The 19,989-nt window shown below is 36.7% G+C and carries 18 protein-coding genes; 8 read left to right on the top strand and 10 right to left on the bottom strand.

Annotated features, from left to right (window positions below):
* Nucleotides 1-155: 155 nt before the first annotated feature.
* The 4 genes from metK (at nucleotide 156) to HNP36_RS10205 (ending at nucleotide 3,698) form a co-directional block, all read left to right on the top strand.
* The gene (gene metK / locus HNP36_RS10220; protein ID WP_184162562.1) at nucleotides 156-1,436 is read left to right on the top strand and encodes a methionine adenosyltransferase; all 1,281 of its coding nucleotides are present in this window, start codon (nucleotides 156-158) and stop codon (nucleotides 1,434-1,436) included.
* An 81-nt stretch (nucleotides 1,437-1,517) separates the two neighbouring features.
* The gene (locus HNP36_RS10215) at nucleotides 1,518-2,009 is read left to right on the top strand and encodes a hypothetical protein (protein ID WP_184162559.1); all 492 of its coding nucleotides are present in this window, start codon (nucleotides 1,518-1,520) and stop codon (nucleotides 2,007-2,009) included.
* Between the two features lie 197 nt (nucleotides 2,010-2,206).
* Nucleotides 2,207-2,797: an RNA polymerase sigma factor gene (locus HNP36_RS10210; protein ID WP_184162556.1), complete on the top strand. Its 591-nt coding sequence runs from the start codon at nucleotides 2,207-2,209 to the stop codon at nucleotides 2,795-2,797.
* Between the two features lie 205 nt (nucleotides 2,798-3,002).
* Nucleotides 3,003-3,698: a YjjG family noncanonical pyrimidine nucleotidase gene (locus HNP36_RS10205; RefSeq protein ID WP_184162553.1), complete on the top strand. Its 696-nt coding sequence runs from the start codon at nucleotides 3,003-3,005 to the stop codon at nucleotides 3,696-3,698.
* A gap of 168 nt (nucleotides 3,699-3,866) precedes the next feature.
* Here HNP36_RS10205 and trpS read toward each other — a convergent pair whose 3' ends face one another.
* The gene (gene trpS / locus HNP36_RS10200; RefSeq protein WP_184162550.1) at nucleotides 3,867-4,835 is read right to left on the bottom strand and encodes a tryptophan--tRNA ligase; all 969 of its coding nucleotides are present in this window, start codon (nucleotides 4,833-4,835) and stop codon (nucleotides 3,867-3,869) included.
* 343 nt (nucleotides 4,836-5,178) lie between these two features.
* Here trpS and HNP36_RS10195 point away from each other — a divergent pair, with 343 nt between their 5' ends.
* The gene (locus tag HNP36_RS10195; RefSeq protein ID WP_184162547.1) at nucleotides 5,179-6,510 is read left to right on the top strand and encodes a hypothetical protein; all 1,332 of its coding nucleotides are present in this window, start codon (nucleotides 5,179-5,181) and stop codon (nucleotides 6,508-6,510) included.
* Between the two features lie 101 nt (nucleotides 6,511-6,611).
* A complete protein-coding gene (locus HNP36_RS10190; protein ID WP_184162544.1) occupies nucleotides 6,612-7,532 on the top strand; it encodes a helix-turn-helix domain-containing protein in 921 nt (306 codons plus the stop codon).
* Between the two features lie 3 nt (nucleotides 7,533-7,535).
* Here HNP36_RS10190 and HNP36_RS10185 read toward each other — a convergent pair whose 3' ends face one another.
* From HNP36_RS10185 to HNP36_RS10145, 9 genes are all read right to left on the bottom strand, one after another.
* Nucleotides 7,536-8,180 carry a vancomycin high temperature exclusion protein gene (locus HNP36_RS10185; RefSeq protein WP_184162541.1) on the bottom strand — a complete coding sequence of 215 codons (645 nt, stop codon included), beginning with the start codon at nucleotides 8,178-8,180 and terminating at the stop codon, nucleotides 7,536-7,538.
* A 15-nt stretch (nucleotides 8,181-8,195) separates the two neighbouring features.
* The gene (locus HNP36_RS10180) at nucleotides 8,196-8,834 is read right to left on the bottom strand and encodes a lipoprotein signal peptidase (protein ID WP_184162538.1); all 639 of its coding nucleotides are present in this window, start codon (nucleotides 8,832-8,834) and stop codon (nucleotides 8,196-8,198) included.
* Nucleotides 8,834-9,019, bottom strand: a complete 186-nt coding sequence (locus HNP36_RS10175) for a DUF2683 family protein (protein WP_184162535.1) — start codon at nucleotides 9,017-9,019, stop codon at nucleotides 8,834-8,836. Before HNP36_RS10175 ends, HNP36_RS10180 begins: the two co-directional genes overlap by 1 nt.
* Before the next feature lie 20 nt (nucleotides 9,020-9,039).
* A complete protein-coding gene (locus HNP36_RS10170) occupies nucleotides 9,040-9,285 on the bottom strand; it encodes a DUF6576 domain-containing protein (RefSeq protein ID WP_184162532.1) in 246 nt (81 codons plus the stop codon).
* Between the two features lie 80 nt (nucleotides 9,286-9,365).
* Entirely contained in the window at nucleotides 9,366-9,746 is a 381-nt protein-coding gene (locus HNP36_RS10165; protein ID WP_002983772.1) for a TraR/DksA family transcriptional regulator, read from the bottom strand.
* A gap of 59 nt (nucleotides 9,747-9,805) precedes the next feature.
* Nucleotides 9,806-13,195: an isoleucine--tRNA ligase gene (gene ileS, locus HNP36_RS10160; RefSeq protein WP_184162528.1), complete on the bottom strand. Its 3,390-nt coding sequence runs from the start codon at nucleotides 13,193-13,195 to the stop codon at nucleotides 9,806-9,808.
* A gap of 238 nt (nucleotides 13,196-13,433) precedes the next feature.
* Nucleotides 13,434-13,754 (bottom strand): hypothetical protein, encoded by a 321-nt coding sequence (locus tag HNP36_RS10155; RefSeq protein WP_184162525.1) that lies wholly within the window; start codon nucleotides 13,752-13,754, stop codon nucleotides 13,434-13,436.
* A gap of 17 nt (nucleotides 13,755-13,771) precedes the next feature.
* On the bottom strand, nucleotides 13,772-14,077 hold the full coding sequence (locus HNP36_RS10150; RefSeq protein WP_184162522.1) for a hypothetical protein: 306 nt from the start codon (nucleotides 14,075-14,077) through the stop codon (nucleotides 13,772-13,774).
* Between the two features lies 1 nt (nucleotide 14,078).
* Nucleotides 14,079-16,694, bottom strand: a complete 2,616-nt coding sequence (locus tag HNP36_RS10145) for a hypothetical protein (RefSeq protein ID WP_184162519.1) — start codon at nucleotides 16,692-16,694, stop codon at nucleotides 14,079-14,081.
* Between the two features lie 228 nt (nucleotides 16,695-16,922).
* Between HNP36_RS10145 and HNP36_RS10140 the strand changes: the two genes are divergently transcribed.
* Nucleotides 16,923-18,605: a M23 family metallopeptidase gene (locus HNP36_RS10140; protein ID WP_184162516.1), complete on the top strand. Its 1,683-nt coding sequence runs from the start codon at nucleotides 16,923-16,925 to the stop codon at nucleotides 18,603-18,605.
* Nucleotides 18,606-18,694: 89 nt separating this feature from the next.
* Nucleotides 18,695-19,987 carry a phenylacetate--CoA ligase family protein gene (locus HNP36_RS10135; RefSeq protein WP_184162513.1) on the top strand — a complete coding sequence of 431 codons (1,293 nt, stop codon included), beginning with the start codon at nucleotides 18,695-18,697 and terminating at the stop codon, nucleotides 19,985-19,987.
* Nucleotides 19,988-19,989 lie beyond the last annotated feature (2 nt).

The raw sequence follows: 19,989 nt of genomic DNA, 5'->3' as shown, positions 1-19,989 counted from the left end.
AAAATAGTACTTAAATTTGCGCACGTTTATAAACGAGGAAAAATTTGACCTGATTGCAACCTCTCTAAAAATATGCTAAAACAGTATTCTTTTTCTGGGCAATTTATTCTTATTTTTCTTCAAATATTTTTTAATCTAAAAAAACAAAGAATAATATGTCTTATCTATTTACATCTGAATCAGTTTCAGAAGGACATCCGGATAAAATTGCCGATCAGATCTCCGATGCATTAATCGATCACTTTTTAGCATATGATAAAAGCTCTAAAGTTGCCTGCGAAACCCTTGTAACTACGGGACAGGTTGTACTGGCCGGAGAAGTGAAATCTGATGCATATCTTGATGTTCAGACTATCGCAAGAGATGTTATCAACGGAATTGGATACACTAAAGGAGAATATATGTTCAACGGGGATTCTTGCGGAGTGATTTCAGCTATCCACGAACAGTCTCCGGATATCAACCAGGGAGTAGACAGAGCCGTAAACGACGAATCTTTTGAAGCTAAAGCCAATGCACAGGGTGCCGGTGACCAGGGGATGATGTTCGGTTATGCAACCAACGAGACGGCTAATTATATGCCGCTTGCTCTGGACCTTGCCCACACTATCCTTAAAGAGCTTTCTGTATTGAGAAGAGAAGGAAAAGAGATTGCTTACCTTCGTCCGGATGCGAAAAGCCAGGTAACTATTGAGTATTCTGATGACCATAAGCCGGTAAGAATTGATTCTATTGTAGTGTCTACCCAGCATGATGACTTCGGAACTGAAGAAGAAATGCTGAACAAGATCCGTGAAGATATCAAAAATATCCTTGTACCAAGAGTGGTAGCTCAACAGACTGAGGAGATCAAAGCATTGTTCAATGATCAGATCAAATATCACATCAACCCGACAGGAAAATTTGTGATCGGAGGCCCTCACGGAGATACAGGTCTTACAGGAAGAAAAATCATTGTAGATACTTACGGAGGTAAAGGGGCTCACGGTGGTGGTGCTTTCTCTGGAAAAGATCCTTCAAAAGTAGACAGAAGTGCTGCTTACGCTACAAGACACATTGCTAAAAACTTAGTGGCTGCAGGAGTGGCTGATGAAGTTTTGGTACAGGTTTCTTATGCTATTGGTGTTGCAGAGCCTTGTGGTTTATACATTAATACTTATGGAACTGCAAAAGTAGATCTTCATGATGGTGAAATTGCTAAAAAAGTTTCCACTATCTTCGATTTAAGACCTTACGCTATTGAGCAGAACCTGAAATTGAGAAATCCTATTTACCAGGAAACAGCTTCTTACGGACATATGGGGAAAGAGCATTATGTAGCTGACAAAACATTCAATAAAGGTCAGAAAAATGAAATTACCCTTACAGGACTAGAGTTCTTTACATGGGAAAAACTTGACAAAGTAGATGAAATTAAAGCCGCTTTCGGGATCTAATTTCTCTTCAGAATAATAAATAGGCTGCTTTATCTTCGGATAAGGCAGTTTTTTTTAATTTTACACTTTAAATAATTAGAGATGATGAATTTTAGATCAGCAGTTGTGGTACTCTGTATGTTTTTCCTGAGCACAATGACAAAGGCGCAGTATACGATGCACAAAATGGTTACTGTAGGGTATACCTACCAGAACCAGAGTTTTGGGGAATTGGGAGGCAAGCTGCTTTTTCTGAAAAATGATGATGTAATTTACCGTCTGGGCGCATCTGCACTCATGGGATCTGCAAATTCCAAATTTGCCGTTATGCCGAAACTGCAGGCAGAGGTACTTCTTAATTTTGAGAAAAATGTAGATTTCTACCATTCCTATTATTTTTTGATGGGGGCGGAAGGAACCAATAAATACATTGCACCGAAGATAGGAGTTACCCTTTTCGGGCTTTTAGACCTTACGGGAGGCTATGCTTTTCCAATCGGAGATGCCCGTTTGAACGGAAAAGAGATGAAAGGATTAAATGTTAATTTAACATTAAATATCCCTACCGTCTTTATTCATGATATGTTTAAATGATTTTTATTAAATTTTCCCGTAAAAATTTAATAATAGGTTAACAGTTATTAAAAAATTATTATATTTACACCATATAATAATTGTACTGCCTATTGATTTTACTTTACTCTAAAAAACTGTTTTGTATTTACAGCTAGGGCCAGATAGAATATCTGGAGAATTGCTGGTCTGCAAATTTTTTATTATTGAGAAGAGTTATGAAATCAAAAACGGACAGCCTACTAATTTCCCTTTACCAGAAAGGAGACGAAGAAGCCCTATCAGCCCTTATTCATCGTCATCAGAGAGAACTGTTTACATTCATTTTTTACAAAATTAATGATGAAGACCTGGCCAATGATGTTTTTCAGGATACATTCATGAAGATCATTCTGATGCTGAAAGAAGGGCGGTATAACGAAGAAGGTAAATTCATTCTTTGGGCGAAGAGAATCGCACACAACCTTATTATTGATCATTTCAGACTGAAAGCGAAAAACGTAAAAGTTTCGGAAACCACTTTTGAAACAGACGAGTATTCTATTTTTGACCTGATCAGAGAGCCTTCGGAAAATATTGAAGATCACCTTGTAACCATGCAGATTCAGGAGGATTTGCTGAGAATGCTTCAGTTTCTGCCACAGAATCAGCAGGAAGTCATTAAATTAAGATTTTTTGATGGTTTAAGCTTCAAAGAAATTGCGGATCATACCAACATGAGTATCAATACCACATTGGGCAGGGTGCGCTATGCATTAATCAACCTGAGAAAAATCATGGATGAAAATAACATTGTATTGACCAGATAGGATAATATTTTTAAAAAATTCACGTTTAAAGGAAAACATACTTTTCGCCTATGAAAAAAAATGATTCCTTAAAAGTGAAAACTTTGAAACCTAAGAAACAAACAATTGATTTTTTACTGAATTATTCAAAAAGTCTTGAACTGGTAAAAACCAAGAGCAAGAGTTTTCCGATTTCCAAAAATTAAATTGAGTAATTTTGTGCTGTATGAAAATTCAGCACATTTTTTTTGACCTGGACAATACGCTCTGGGATCACCGTAAGAATGCTTACCTTACCATTAAAGACCTTTTTGAAAAGCAGGAAATCGCTTTACATTATAATATAGATTTTGAAGAATTTCATTCTGTCTATCATGAAATTAACGAAAGCCTTTGGGAAAAAATCCGGGACGGTATTATCGGTAAAGAATATCTGAGGAAGCATCGTTTCTATGATACTTTCAAACATTTCGGGGTGGACGATGAAGAACTTTCACAATATTTTGAAGAACATTTCCTGGATAAGATACTCAACCACAATGAACTGGTAGAAGGAGCTGCATATATTCTGGAATATCTCAGATCTAAACATTATACATTACATGTTATTTCCAACGGATTTCAAGAGGTGACAGAGAGAAAATGTATACTTTCAGGTATAGATAAATACTTTAACACCATTACCAGTGCAGATTCCGTAGGGGTAAGAAAGCCCAATCCAAAAATCTTTGAATATTCTCTGGGACGTGCAGAGGCAGGAAAAGAAGAAAGCATCCTGATAGGTGACGACTGGATTGCGGATGTTACAGGCTCCCAAAACTATGGAATAGATGTGATCTTTTTTGATGTTTATAAAGAAAACAGACAGGAAGATGGTTTAAAGGCAATTACACATCTCTTGCAGATCAAAGAATATTTATAAAAACATATAGCTTTTTCAAGCAGAACCTGGACCATAGCTCTATCAGTTTGGAGCAGTCTCATAAGGACTATAAAAAAAACAATATCCCGGTTGGGATATTGTCTATAAGTTCAGAGATGAAATGCATTGTTTTATTCTTTCTAAAAATAATGCAATGTTATCTGGTATTTAAATTCCTAAGCTTGCTCTTACTTTTTTAATGGTTTCTGTTGCAACAACTCTTGTTTTTGCAGCGCCTTCCTGAAGTTTGGCCTCCAGTTCGTCCAGATTGTTCATATAATAGGCAAACATTTCTCTTTCTTTTTCGAAACGCGTTAAGATCAGGTTTAAAAGCTCTGCCTTTGCATGGCCGTAGCCAAAGTTACCGGCAAGATATTTAGCTCTTAGCTCTTCCGTCTGCTCGGGAGTGGCAATCAGTTCATAGATGGCAAAAACTTTATCTGTTTCAGGGTCTTTCGGTTCTTCCAGAGATCTGGAATCAGTTTCTATGCTCATTACCTGTTTTTTCAGTTCCTTTTCAGGAAGGAAGATATTGATGATGTTTCCTCTGGATTTAGACATTTTCTGGCCGTCTGTTCCCGGAACATATTTCGTGTTTTCCTGAAGTTCAGACTGAGGCAGTACAAAAACTTCTCCCATCTGGCTGTTGAATCTTGATGCCACATCACGTGCTATTTCCAGATGCTGAAGCTGGTCTTTTCCTACAGGAACAATCTCTGCATCATACAGTAGAATATCTGCAGCCATCAGAATAGGGTAGGTGAACAGGCCGGCATTAACGTCCTGAAGTCTGTCCGCCTTGTCCTTAAAGGAATGGGCAAGCGTTAATCTCTGGTAAGGAAAAAAACATGATAAATGCCAAGAAAGTTCACAGGTTTCAGGGATGTCACTTTGTCTGTAAAAATATGTTTTTTCCGTATCCAGCCCACAAGCAAGCCAAGCCGCAGCAATCTCGTAGGTATTCTGTCTTAAAACTTGCGCATCTTTAATCTGGGTAAGAGAATGAAGATTGGCAATAAATAAAAATGATTCATTTCCTTCCTGCTTGGAAAGTTCAATTGCAGGAATGATAGCCCCAAGGAGATTTCCAAGATGGGGTGTTCCGGTGGCTTGAATGCCGGTAAGAATTCTTGACATTTTATATGATTATAAATTATATGTTAAGCAGCAAAAATAATGAAAATGAGTGATTATATTACAGAATGTGTTTGAAAATCAGATTTAATTTTTTTGAAATAATTTTTAATGTTTTTATCATTTAGGGGATTTAACTGAAATAATAACATTCAATTTTTGCATTAATAGATTTAATTCTTGCAATGCTTATCATTGGTTTTTGCTGGAAATTTGTACCCTGAAATTTACTTATACAAAAGGAATATTGTAATTGTACATGATTGTAAGACTGAATCTGATACAAATTTTCATCGATATAAGGAATTTCATATACTTTTTAATAACCCCTTATATAACACTAAAAATGAAAAATTACTTTATTATTACAGGTTTTCTATTGATTAATAGTTTAACGAGAGCCCAAGTAGGAATAAATACAGGCTTTCCTCAGGCAACGCTGGATATTGTTTCAAGTTCAGCGCCTTCTATTCCGGACGGTATTATTGCACCAAGACTTACAGGAAATAGTTTGAAATCAAAAGATGCATTATATGGAACAAACCAAAATGGAGCCATTGTATTTGTTACCCAGGCAGCTTCACCAACTACAACAAAAACAATTGAGGTTACAAAGGCCGGGTATTTTTATTATGATGCAGCTGCCGTAAAATGGATTGCTTTTCAGCCAAACACAACCAATATTCTTGGAAGTTCTGCCAATACAATTACTTCTACTATAAATGGAGTTTCGGCTTCTGCTCCGGCTGTTAATTCAGTGAGTAATACTTCTACTGCAAACAGTAATACTTTAACCACTACGGTAAATGGAGTGACTGGTGCGAGTGTAAATCTTGTGAAGTCAGTAAGTAATGATGTATCGGCCACTAATTTTCTTACGACCACTATTAATGGCATAAGCAGTACCCCGGTTGCTGTTAAAAATATTTATAATAGTGATGGAACTTTAACAGGTAATAGGGTAGTGACAATGGCTGGAAATAGACTTTCCTTTAAGGGAAGTACAGGAAATACCGATTTTTCCAATAACGGTGGTGGAGCTTCGATTACACATGAATCTGCTACTGGTACAGCTAATATTGTTTTAAGTTCTGGAGTTAGTAGCTTACAGCTTTATGTAGATTCTAATGCGGCTGCACAGGTTTCCGGAGGGGGATCTGCCACTTCACTCCTGGTGGGAACAAGTAATTCATCACCTTTGAAATTTAATACAAATTCAATTACCAAAGCTGAAATTGCAACTGACGGAAGATTTAATATTAATAATACTTTGAGTATTGGCTATAGCGAACAGCAAACCTTTACCGGAGCCCAGAAACTGAAAGTTAACGGAAGTATTGTTACTACGGGAGCAACATATCCGGATTACGTTTTTGAAAAGTATTTTACCGGTATTTCTGATATTGATCCGGAGTATAAGTTTAGTAAGCTGGAGGAGGTAAGAGATTTTGTAAAAAAGAATCATCATTTACCAGGTGTGATATCCATTAAAGAATTACAAAAATCTGAAGGTGGGTTTGATTTTGATTTAACGCAGCTAAGCATCCAGCAACTGGAAAAGATAGAAGAATTATATCTTCACAGCTTTGAACAGGAAGCATCCATTAAAAAGCAACAGTTTGAAATTGCTGCTTTACATGAAAAATTAGAAAGATTAGAGCAATTGATTTCAAAATAGTTTATCATTTGTGTTTTTTTTCAGGAATATGGATGGGGTAATCTCGTTCATATTCCATTTTTTTTGTTTAATTATTGATAACTTTACTTAAAATTCTTGTCATGGAAAATGATATTCCTTATTTTGAAACCTTTGATGATTTTTTTAATGCTGTGAATATGCCGCCTTCAAGATATGAAGGGCTGTATTTAGACGTGATGGATAAACTTTGGACGCATCCTTCGTTGGAAGTTCCGCCATTTAAACATAATTCGTATGCTATTAAATTACTTTTAAAGGGAGAGGGAATTATGAGAATTGGAAAGTGGAAACAGAATTTAAAAGGTCCCGCCATCTTTATTTCGCCGCCCAATCAGATTGTTTCCTGTACAATGCTTCATGCTGATTTCCTGGAGTATTCCGTAATCATCTCTGATCAGTTTATTGAAAAATATTTAAAGCTAAAACATTTTATTTCTGTTTTCGAATACTTTCAGGCTGAGAAATCTACTCCAATTATTATTTCTGATGAAGAAATGGCAGAGCTGATTAAGATATTTGATTATATATATGAAGAATATCAAAAAGAAGAAAGAATTGATTCTGTGGAAATTATGGCGTCTGCAATTCTTACTTTCTTCATGAAAATAAGACGGCTGTACAACCAATATTCATTAGAGGAAGAGCAACATAATGAAGGGGCCGTAAAAAAGACAGAATCTCTAAGCAACCGCTTTCTCACTTTGCTTCATGAAGATTCTCAAAGCTCGGAAAACACAGACTATAATATTGCTTATTTTGCATCAAAACTGGCTGTTCATCCTAATTATCTGAGCTCGAAACTAAAAACGGAAACCGGAAGATCTGCAAAAAAACATCTGGATGCTAAACTGATCCATAATGCAAAAACTTTTCTGCAGCAAACAGATTTATCCATAAAAGAAATAGCTTTTAAACTTCGTTTTAAGGAGTCTTCACACTTTGTGAATTTCTTTAAAAAACATACGGCTGTTACACCTGCCCAATACAGGAGTGTAAGTTAATTATTATTGAATTAGGATTTTATCCCCTCCAAACTTGGGCTGCACCCCGAAAAGCAGATCCCAATATACTTTTGCTTTGGCAAGATATTCCCTGAGATTTGTTTTTAACCCTGCATATTTATTCACATCGTTGGCATTATAGCCAAAAGCTTCTATCCCGTTTTCTTTGGCTAAAAAGACCGCTCTTTCATTGTGGAATTTCTGTGAGATAATAACCAGTCTGGTCTGTCCGAAGATCTCTTTAGCCCTCACTACAGAATCCAGTGTTCTGAATCCGGCATGATCCATGATGATGCTGTCCTTTGGAATGCCGTATTTCATCAGGGTGAGCTGCATATCTTCCGGCTCATTGTAATCTTTGGTACTGTTGTCTCCGCTTACGATAATATATTTGATCTTTCCGCTTTTATATAAATCTACAGCAGCCTGTATCCTGTTGTAGAAATAGGCGTTAGGCATTCCGTTACTTAGCGTTTTACCGGTTCCAAGCAGTAAGGCTACTTTGGTTTCCGGGACGTCAGAGATGCTGTACGAAATAAAAGGGCTGCTTTCCTTTCTGATGCTGTAGTTGGCCCATGCGATAAAAATAATTCCCGCAACAAGAAGAAGCAGGAAAATTTTAAAAATATTTTTAATTACTTTTTTCATCCGGAATACTGTTTTTTAAAACTCAAGTCCGTTAGGGAAAGCTTTTTTTCTGAATATTAATAATAAAGCAGCTCCTACCGTAATGGCGGAATCCGCGACATTGAAAATGTATTTAAAGAACTCTATGTGTTTTCCTCCTATTATAGGCCAGCTGTCAGGAACGTACCAGTCTACGAGAGGAAAGTGAAGCATATCTACTACACAGCCTTTCATGAAAGCAGAATATCCCTGTCCGAAAGGAGCAAATTTTGAAATTCCGCCGTACCCGATCCATCTGTCGATACTCTGGTCGTAAACCATTCCGCTGTCGAAAATCATTCCGTAAAACATTCCGTCAATAAGGTTCCCGATTGCGCCTGCAAAAATGATGGACATAGGAATCAGAAGATAATTGGAAGCTCCCTCTTTAAGCCATTTCTTGAACATATAAATCATCCCTCCAATCAGGAAAATTCTTAAAATTACTAAGAAATATTTCCCGATAATTCCTCCGAAGTGAAGTCCATACGCCATTCCCGGATTTTCTACAAAAGTCAGTTTAAACCCCGGGAAAACAGAAACGCTGTCATCGAGATTGAAATGGGTTTTAATATAAATCTTCGAAGCCTGATCAATTAACAATACCAGGAATGTTATAGCTAAGATCTTTTTCATTACAGCCCTTTTGGTTTAGAAGGTTTCTCTGGGTTTTTCTTATCGTAAATTTTCTTCGCCACTTTTTCCGTATGGAAAGTATTTTTGGTGTGAGCTTTTTCAAATTTAATGTTCATTTCCTTTAAAACACTTTTCAGTGCACTCAGCTCCATAGGATTCTTAGGATGTACTATGATAGATTCCATTTTCTTTTCTGTTTATATGGTTACATTTTGGACAGTTCGTCAAGTCTTTTTCTGTCTTTTGCAGACAGATCATTGATGCCGTTTTTGCCCATCTTACTCAAAAGTCTGTCGATTTCTTTTTCCCTGTCCCGTTTATCGGAATTGAACTGATCATCGATGGTATAGTTCTTATGTTCATCAGGAAAGAATCTGTTTTTGATCCATTCCCTGTTGAAAAACAGTAAAACTGCGGCGACGATAATCAATAAAATAACTACTCCGGTCATGGGTATACATTAAAAATTAGGTTTATAAAGTATCCGTAAATACGATATAAACCCAATATTATTTTTACAAACCTTACGGTTTATTTCTGCATATTTTTCGCTTCAATGCTCAGTGTAGCATGGGGAACGGCTAAAAGTCTTTCTTTAGGAATAAGCTTTCCTGTTACTCTGCACACGCCATACGTCTTATTTTCAATTCTGATCAGAGCGTTTTTAAGATCACGAACGAATTTTTCCTGACGTCCTGCTAAAATAGAGTTCTGCTCTTTGCTCAATGTCTCTGCTCCTTCTTCAAATGCTTTAAAGGTAGGAGAAGTATCATCTGTTCCATTATTCTGGTCGTTGATAAAGCTTTCTCTGATCAGCTGAAGATCTTTCTCTGCTTTTTCTATTTTTTCTTTTATAATTGCTTTAAATTCCTGTAAATCAGCATCGCTGTATCTAACTCTTTCGTCTGACATATTCTTTTCTCTTTTTTAATAAAATTATGAAATGGAATTCGAAATACATTAACTATAAGTTAATTTTTTTCAACATTTATCTTAAAATTAACCTCATCTATTTCAATTTCGTTAAAATTTGAAAGTGAAGATACAATTTCTATTTTATTTGACAAGACCTCTGAAGAAATATATTCCTCATTTTTCTTAACATCTTCAATGAAAGGTGAATTTTCTTCAATGAAGATTTTAATTCTGTCTGTCAGGTCAAAGTCCTTCTCTTTTCGCAGGTTCTGAATTCTGTTGATGAACTCTCTGGCGATACCTTCAGATTTTAATCCCTCTGTTAATGTCAAATCTAATGCCACAGTTGTTTTTCCATCGGAAGTTACTGTCCATCCCGGGATATCTTTTGTAGAGATTTCCACATCGTCAGGCGTAATTTCGTATCCCTGGATATCTAATTTTCCTTCTTTTTCAAGCTTTGTAATCTGTTCTGCATCAAGGCTGGCGATTTCTGCTCCAACCACTTTCATATCTTTTCCTAATTTAGGGCCTAATGCTTTGAAATTGGGTTTGATCTGTTTTACAATTAAATGTGATGCTTCTTCTGCATTGATTAACTGTAATTCTTTAACGTTTACTTCCTGTTTGATCAGGTCTGCAACTGCTAAAATCTGCTCTTCTGTTTTGGAATCAAGAACCGGAACCAAAACTTTCTGCAATGGCTGACGAACTTTTACATTTTCTTTCTTTCTCAATGAGAAAACCATACTTGTGATGTTCTGGGCTAAATGTGTTTTCTCCACAAGATCCTGGTCAATCAGACTTTCATCTGCTACAGGGAAGTCTGTTAAATGTACAGATTCATAGTGGTCTTTTCCTGTTACTTTGTTTAAATCCTGATACAGCTGATCCATAAAGAACGGAGCAATTGGTGCGGATAATTTCGCTACGGTTTCAAGACAGGTATATAAAGTCTGGTAAGCAGATATTTTATCATCAGAATAATCTCCTTTCCAGAAACGTCTTCTGCATAATCTTACGTACCAGTTGCTCAGGTTGTCGTTCACAAATGTGCTGATGGCTCTGGCTACTCTTGTCGGTTCGTAATCTTCGTAGAATGCTTTTACTTCTTTAATCAGAAGGTTTAGTTCAGAAAGGATCCATCTGTCGATTTCCGGACGGTTTTCCACTTCTTTTTCAGAATAATTGAATCCGTCAACATTCGCATATAAAGCAAAGAATGAGTAAGTGTTGTAAAGTGTTCCGAAGAATTTTCTTCTTACTTCATCAATGCCTTCAATGTCGAATTTAAGGTTTTCCCAAGGGTTGGCATTGGAGATCATGTACCAGCGTGTTGCATCCGGTCCGTAAACAGAAAGTGTTTCAAACGGATCTACTGCATTTCCTTTGGATTTTGACATTTTCAGACCGTTTTTATCCAAAACAAGCCCGTTGCTCATTACATTTTTATAAGCAACCGAATCAAAAACCGCTGTTCCGATCGCATGAAGGGTGTAGAACCAACCACGGGTCTGGTCAACTCCTTCCGCGATGAAATCTGCCGGGAATGCTTTATTATTGTCAATTAATTCTTTATTCTCAAAAGGATAGTGCAACTGAGCGTAAGGCATGGAACCTGAGTCGAACCAAACATCGATGAGGTCACTTTCACGCTTCATTGCTTTTCCTGAATCTGAAACCAGAATTACTTTGTCAACGATATTTTTATGTAAATCAACCGAAGCATAATTCTGTTCAGTCATATCTCCGATGATGAAATCTTTGAACGGATTTTCTGTCATCAACCCTGCTTCAATAGATTTTTCAATTTCGTTGCACAGTTCTTCTACGGAACCAATGATTTTTTCTTCTTTCAGATCTTCGGTTCTCCAGATCGGCAACGGAATTCCCCAATATCTTGAACGGGAAAGGTTCCAGTCGTTTACATTTTCAATCCAGTTTGCGAAACGTCCTTCTCCCGTAGATTTGGGCTTCCAGTTGATTTCTTTGTTTAAATCTACCAACCTGTCTTTCACGGCTGTCATTTTTACAAACCATGAATCCAGCGGATAATATAATACCGGTTTGTCAGTTCTCCAGCAGTGCGGATAGCTGTGGACGTATTTCTCTACTTTGAAGGCTTTATTTTCTGTTTTCAATAAAATGGCCAGCTCTACATCCCAGGATTTTTCAGGCGCGGTTCCGTCATCGTAATATTCGTTTTTGATGTATTTTCCTGAGAATAGTTCAGGAACATTTTCTCCCCTGATAAATCTTCCCTGTAAATCTACCAGCGGAACAAGATTATCATTTTCGTCTTTTACAAGCATTGGCGGAATTCCGGCTTCTTTTGCCACTCTTGCGTCATCTGCACCAAAAGTAGGTGCGATGTGAACGATACCGGTTCCGTCCTCTGTCGTTACAAAATCACCTAAAATCACTCTGAAAGCGTTTTCAGGAGTGTCATTTGGCGTAAACCACGGAACTAATTGCTCGTATTGGGTTCCGGCTAGTTTTTCTCCTGTAAATTCTTTTAGAACCTGATAAGGAATTGTTTTACTTTCTGATGTGTAATCAGCGAAGTCTTCATGAGTTCCTTCAACATATTTTTTACCAAAGTTCTTTTCTAAAAGAACTCTTGCCAAAACAACTGTTACCAGTTCAAAAGTATACTGATTAAAGGTTTTAACCAAAACATATTCAATATCTCTTCCTACAGCCAGTGCTGTGTTGGAAGGCAGCGTCCATGGAGTTGTTGTCCATGCAAGGATGCTCACATCACCTTCAATATCATTAAATAAATCAGAAGATTCTTTCTTTATTTTAAACTGAGCTACAATCGTAGTATCAGAAACATCGTGATACGTTCCCGGCATATTTAATTCCGCAGAAGAAAGCCCTGTTCCTGCTTTTGGGGAATACGGCTGAATGGTGTACCCTTTGTAGAGTAAATCTTTGTTGTATAACTGCTTCAAAAGCCACCAAACCGTCTCCATATATTTTGACTTATAGGTGATATACGGATCCTCAAGGTCTACCCAGTATCCGATTTTTTCCGTAAGGCTATTCCATACGTCTGTATATCGCATTACCGCTTCACGGCAGGCTTTGTTATAGTCCTCAATTGAAATCTTTTTGCCAATATCTTCTTTCGTAATTCCTAATTCTTTTTCTACGCCCAGTTCCACAGGAAGTCCGTGTGTATCCCAACCCGCTTTACGGAAAACCTGTTTCCCGTTCTGGGTTTGATAACGACAGAAAATATCCTTTAATGCTCTGGCCATAACGTGGTGAATTCCCGGCATACCGTTTGCGGAAGGCGGACCTTCATAAAAAACAAACTCGGGATTACCCTCACGAATCTCAACACTTTTACTGAACGTTTTATTCTGTTTCCAAAATTCGGCTACATTCTCGGCTACGTCAATAAGGTTGAGGTTTTTGTATTCTTTAAATTGGCTCATTGTAAATATCTCAATATCGTTGATTAATTAAGTCTGCAAATTTAGTGAATTTTGTCGGTTTATAATATATGTTTTATTTAGGTAATATCTATTAAAAAGTTCAATTTCAGAAATATAAATGAAGGAAGTGAGAAAAAGTGAATGATGAATAGTCAATAAGTAAATTTTTATGACTGTTTTGAGCATGAAATTAAAGTTGTTTTATCTATAAAAAAGCCACCCGAAGGGTGGCCGTAAATTATTCAAAATCGCTAAGTCTTGGCATATCTGGCCATTTTCCTGCCTCGTATTCTTGAATGTAATAATCAAGTTCATTTGAAGATCCAAATATTACAATTTTATCAGTTTTATTTTCAACCAAGAATGGGGTGTTCCCGATTAAAGTTTTATCATTGAAATCTCTTGTATGATTAAATTTTTTTGTATTATATCTGAATATTATTCCGTAAGGTTTTTTAATTTCAGCATTATCAAGGATAACGAGGTCGTATCCACTTTTTTCGCTTTGCTTACTTAGATAGTTTTTCGCAATTTCTATTACTTCTTGTTCTGTTAGCATGTGGATTTTTATAAATATTAATTCTGATTAGGATCCCAAACGCCATGAGTGCTAGGTTTCCATGTACCATCTTCATACCCATTTAAATAATACTCTACATCGTCAGATGTTCCAAATTGAATGACTATACCCGTATCATTTTTTACAAGAAATGGGCCGTTGCCAGCTAAACGATGTTTTGTAGAATCTTTGGCGACATAACCATAAACATTTCCATAACTTTTTTTAATTTCACTAAAAACTATAAGCTCAATATTTATTTCTTGACCTATTTGGCTGACGTACTTATTAGCTATTTCTAGCATTTTGTTGTCTGTTAACATATTATTTTACTTTTAAATATTCTACAAATTCCGCTTTTTCAAATGTTTGCATAAGTCCTTTTTGCCCATTAAGAAGCATTAGTCTCTTATTTGTTTTTATAACATTAAAAACATGACCATATTTATATCCTTTTTTATAAATATACATTATTCCAATTTCGCCCTCAGCTATATCAATAGTTCTAATATCCTCAATTTTAACAGGCAAAGAAAATTCTCCTCCATATATTTCCTCCAAAATTTCAACATTTTGGCCTTTGGAATGCATTGCTGATGAGATTTTTCCTGTAGCTAAATATTCTATTACTTTTTGAACTACATTGACGCAATTGGAATCAGAAATCATCACAACTTCATTATTAACTATATGATGGTTAAAATATGGTAATACGTCATATATATAATCAATTGCATTTTCTGGGGTGATTTGGGTTTCTTCAAGAACTTTTAACCCAGCTTTAAACTCCTCAACAGTAAGGCTAATGTGCGGTGTAAGATTCTCTGCCATCCCAGCGAACCTGCTAAACTCATCTTCAAGTTTAGCTAGATTTCCGCCTGCTTTTCTGTAGATATAATCTAAAAAAATATCAGTCCTTGCAGGAGACTTTCCTTTAAAAAATAATTTTCCTTTATGAAGTACACCTATTTCTTTCGCCGCATTCTCTACAAAAAGCATTTTCAGCTTCTCAAAATCAGAAGAATGCTTGGTAATATTTTTAACGCTGTTTTTTAAAAGAACTGTTAATCCATTTTTAGAATAATTTCTTAATGGAAACGAATATAATGTATTTTTAATTAACTTTTGTATGCTTTCCTGTTGCCGCGGATACCTGGAAGTGTATAATACTTCTACTGTGGCATCCAGTGCCTTTTCTGCCTTAGGGAGCATGCTCGCCATTGCACTTGCTGTACCCTGAGCCATATAAATATCATCCCATAATTCCAAAAGCTTTCTCCCTTTTGTGGTCATTTTAAGCTCATCTCTGAGCTGGGTTTCTATATAAAAATCTGAAAGGGCAACCCCGATATCTGCATAAGCTACATATAAAGGCAATCCCGAGACTCCGGATTCTATTGTCGCAAGACTGGCTGATATAATTATGAGATCAGCAACAACGCGAAGACATCTTAGCGCATCCTCCGCGGCTTTTTTCTGAGCTATATGATAAAGAAATAATGCAGGAACCTCAGTATCTGTTTCAAGAGTTTGAATATTACCCGTACGAAGTTTTACCTTTTCATACACTTTGAGATGCAGCATGTCCAGTGGTCTGAATTCTCCGTTTTCAATTTCATTTTCAGCTTCAATTTCCTTCGTTTTTAGATTAAATACTTTTACGGTATTAATCAGGGTGACGATATTATCAAGATCTCCTTCCATAAAATATCCTGTAAGCTCACAATGTCTTTCTATCGTATCAGAATCTCTGCTGACTCCTAATGCGAAAAGAGAACCTTTTTGCTGAGGTTGATGAGCGTCATCCATTGCATGCTGAGCCTGCATGAAAGCCGTAACGTAAATGACAAAAAGTTCTTTGTTTTCAAACATTTGACCATAGGCAACCTGATTGGTATCTGAAATAATACCTTTTCCCATGTACACGCTCTCCCCATCTAAAGAATGATAAATGTGAAGAATGAGTTTGGGATCATTTTTAATCTTTTTATAAACGAATTCTCCGGAAATAGCTGTGAGAATGCGGATCGCATACCGGCTTTTGTCTCTGAAAGGTTCTACTGCCAGGGCAGCAGCTTTTCCTATTGAGTCTACATCACGAATCAATTGGGAATCAAAATTTAAGAACTGTAAAAAATGATCCCATAACATCTGATCCGAAAGCTTCTTTGCTTTTCCTTTGTAGTCCACACCTGTCAGGGCAAAATTAGGAAGCTGGTTATAGAAGAACATCAGATCATCAATTGAGGTAAGCCCGCTTCCTGCTTCTTCAAAATGAGCAATCAGGCCTACCTGTGCCATCTCCCGGTGATAAGGGAAAAGATAGGTGATAACATCCATATAATCTTCCACATCACTAAGATTAATTTTTATAGCATCAGGAGATTTTGAAGAATAGTTTATGGTGGTTTCTACCTCATTTATGACAGTTCGTGTGGCTTCCCTGTTATATTTGCGATAGGGAATATTGATGGTACAGTCAATTTTTCTCTCCCTGATTCCTATTTCCGTGTGATGAGTGTAACTTTTAGGATCAATATAGCCGGGACTTACATTAACCCATACCTTTTGATCAATACGCTCCAAAAAAGAGTTTTGAAATTGTTTTGGATCTATTTTAGGTTCCTGGATGACCAATTTCTCAATCATTTTGGTCTTCACTCTTACGTTGTCAATTTTCGCAGGAGGTATTTCTTCCAGGTTTACTTTTTCTACTTCTTGCAAATAGTCTATAAAGTTTTTCTTTGCATCAAACAGATAGGTATTGAAATCTGTGGAAGAAGCAAGTAATCTGAAAAGCTTTCCCTCATCCACCCATAGGTTTGTGAAAAAAGGTTCTATAGAATTGGTGGCGACCTTCTCTCCTTTCATATCTGCCCATATTTCGCGACTTATCTTATCAAAGTCGTCCATCCTTTTTAAGGGGTCTTTAAAATTCATCGTTAAATTTTTTCATTAATAATATTTTCATGTTTTGATTGTTGGTATGTAGATTCGGGTAAAAAGGAATCACTCTTTCATCTGAATCTTTACAGAGCAAATATCAATGCTGGAAACGACAAAACTTGGCGTATAAAAATAAAAGTGATTCTAAAAGCAGGTTATGGCAGCAGCCGTTTATTGGCCGAAATTTTGTATATTTAAATAGACCCTAAAACCCAAATGCTGATGAAAATTCTTCCTAAACTGATGCTTATTATTTGTTTTATTAATAATATCATCACTCAGGCTCAAACTGACTATCCGCAAAACTATTTCCGTAATCCGCTGAATATCCCCATGCAGCTGGCCGCCAACTTTGGAGCCGTCCGCTCCAATCATTTTCATATGGGGCTTGATCTGCGAACCAACAGCCAGGAGAATTTAACGGTTGTTGCCGCTGCAGACGGTTATGTAAGCAGGATAAAAGTAGAGCGTTATGGTTTTGGAAATGCCATTTATATTACCCATCCGAATGGCTATACAACGGTATACGCACATCTCAATAAATACTTTCCTCAACTGGATGAATATGTAAAAGAAAGACAATACAAAGATGAAAAATGGGAGCAGGATATCACATTCTCTCCCGGGCAGTTTCCTGTAACCAAAGGACAAACTATTGCTTTGAGCGGAAATACAGGAGGTTCGGCAGGTCCGCACCTGCATTTTGAGATCAGGGATACGAAAACAGAAGAATGCATTAATCCTTTACTGTTTGGCTTTAAGATTCCGGATGGTATTGTGCCAACGGTCAGTGGACTTTATTGGTACGACAGGCGTTTCAGTACTTACGAGCCCGGAGCTAATGGAATCACTGTGAAAAAGAGCGGAAGTAATTATACAACCGATGTTATTCAGGTGAGTTCACCGGAAATAAGCCTTGCCGTGAAAGCTGTGGATAAAGCAAACCAAGGATTTAATCTTGGAATTTATCATGCAGAATTATTAATGGACGACAAGCTGATCTATAGTTTTTCTATAGATAAAGTAAGTTATGATGATACCCGTTATATCAATGGCTGTATAGATTATGCCAAATTTGTAAGAGATAAGATGAGTATTCAGCATTTATCGGAATTGCCGGGAATGACACTGAAGAACTATAGTCTTTCTGATTTAAATGGAATCATCAAACTTCGGGATGAAAATATTCATAACATTGAAATTGTTCTGAAAGATGTTAATGGAAATACAGGCAGACTGGTCACAAAAATCCGCTTAAATAAAAGTTCAGATAAAATTTCTTCAACGGATAAAACTGTAATGCCGGGTGAAGGAAAAACCATTACTGCCGAAAATGCAGAAATCAGTCTCAGCAAAAATGCATTATATGATGCCGTGAATTTTAATATGTACGAAAAAAACAATCCAGATGCAGTGTCAAATACCATTGTTATACAGAATCCGTACATACCTGTTCATGATAATTATACTCTGAAAATAAAACCCAACAGAAAATTGTCGGACGAAGAAAAAAGAAAAGTAGTTGTGCTGTTCGATTATGGAAGTGATAAAGATGTTGTTAAAGGAAAATGGAACGGTGACCGGGTAGAAGCTGAATTTAACAGGCTCGGAACTGCAGTTTTACTGTTGGATCAAAGTCAGCCTTCTGTTTCTGCAGGTTGGAAAGAAGGCGCACTTATTGGCGGAAGCTCACTGAGGTTTAAAGGAACAGCAAAAATTGGCGACATTGTTTCATTCCGTGCGGAACTGGATGGAAAATGGCTTCGTTTTGCCCGGACAAAAGATGATTTTGTTTATGTTTTCGATGAAAAATGTCCAAAAGGTTCAGGTTTACATACCTTAAAAGTAACCACAACCAATACGGCCGGAAACATAAATACGCAAATTTTTACCTTTCAGCGTTAAATTATAGCGGTTAATAATTTTTTAAATCTTTTAATCATTCAATCTTTTAATTTTAAATAAATAAATTTGTTACTTAAAAATAAAAATCATTGGAATTCTATCCGGCCATCGAAAAATCAGGTATTGAGGAAATAAAAAAGTTTCAGGAGCAAAAGCTTCAGGAACTGATGCCTTATCTTGAAACTCATTCACCTTTTTATCAGAAATTATTCAAAGAAAACAATATAAATCCTGCAGATATCCGGACACTGGAAGATTTGCAGAAGATCCCTACAACCACAAAGAACGATCTGCAGCAATACAATCATGATTTTTTCTGCATAACACCGGATAAAATTGTAGACTACAGTACAACTTCCGGAACGTTAGGTGATCCTGTAACTTTCGGGCTGTCTGACGGTGATCTTGAAAGACTGGCCTATAACGAAGCCATTTCTTTTGCCTGTGCAGGTATTCAGAAGGGAGATGTAGTACAGATGATTACCACAATCGACAAGAGATTCATGGCGGGCCTGGCGTATTTTTTAGGATTAAGAAAGATGGGAGCCAGCGTGGTAAGAATGGGGCCCGGAATTCCCGAACTACAATGGGATTCTATTTTCAGGTACAAGCCTAAATACCTCATTACCGTTCCGTCTTTTCTTTTGAAAATGATAGATTATGCCGAAAAACATAGTCTGGATTATAAAAATTCGAGTGTTTACGGAGCAGTCTGTATTGGAGAAAGCATCAAAAACCAGGATTTTACGGATAATATCCTTTCCCAGAAGATCAAAGAGAAATGGGATATTAAATTATTCTCAACCTATGCTTCCACGGAAATGAGTACCGCATTCACAGAATGTGAGTTCCAGATCGGAGGCCATCATCATCCTGAACTGATCATTACAGAAATCCTTGATGATAATGAAAATCCTGTCCGAGAAGGAGAAAGTGGTGAGCTTACCATCACCACTTTAGGAGTAGAAGCTATTCCTTTGCTGCGTTTTAAAACAGGCGATGTTGTAAAAGCACATTATGAACCTTGTGGCTGCGGAAGAAATACCATGAGGCTCGGCCCGGTTGTAGGAAGAAAACAGCAGATGATTAAATATAAGGGAACAACCCTTTATCCGCCTGCGATGAATGATATTTTAAATGATTTTAATACGATTTCATGCTATCAGATTGTTATTCAGTCTAATGAAATCGGTTTGGATGAAATTATCATCAAACTGAGCACAGAACAGGAACATGAAACTTTTGTAAATGAGGTGCGTGACCATTTCCGTGCGAAATTAAGGGTAAGCCCTAAGATTGAAATCATAGATTTTGATATTCTTTCCAAAACCGTTTTCAACCCTAACAGCAGAAAGCCAATCACATTTATAGATTTAAGATAAAA

The organism is Chryseobacterium shigense, assembly GCF_014207845.1.
GTDB classification, from domain to species: Bacteria; Bacteroidota; Bacteroidia; order Flavobacteriales; family Weeksellaceae; genus Chryseobacterium; species Chryseobacterium shigense_A.
The sequence above is the reverse complement of the archived record's forward strand: the minus strand, read 5'-3'. Positions and strand labels throughout refer to the sequence as shown.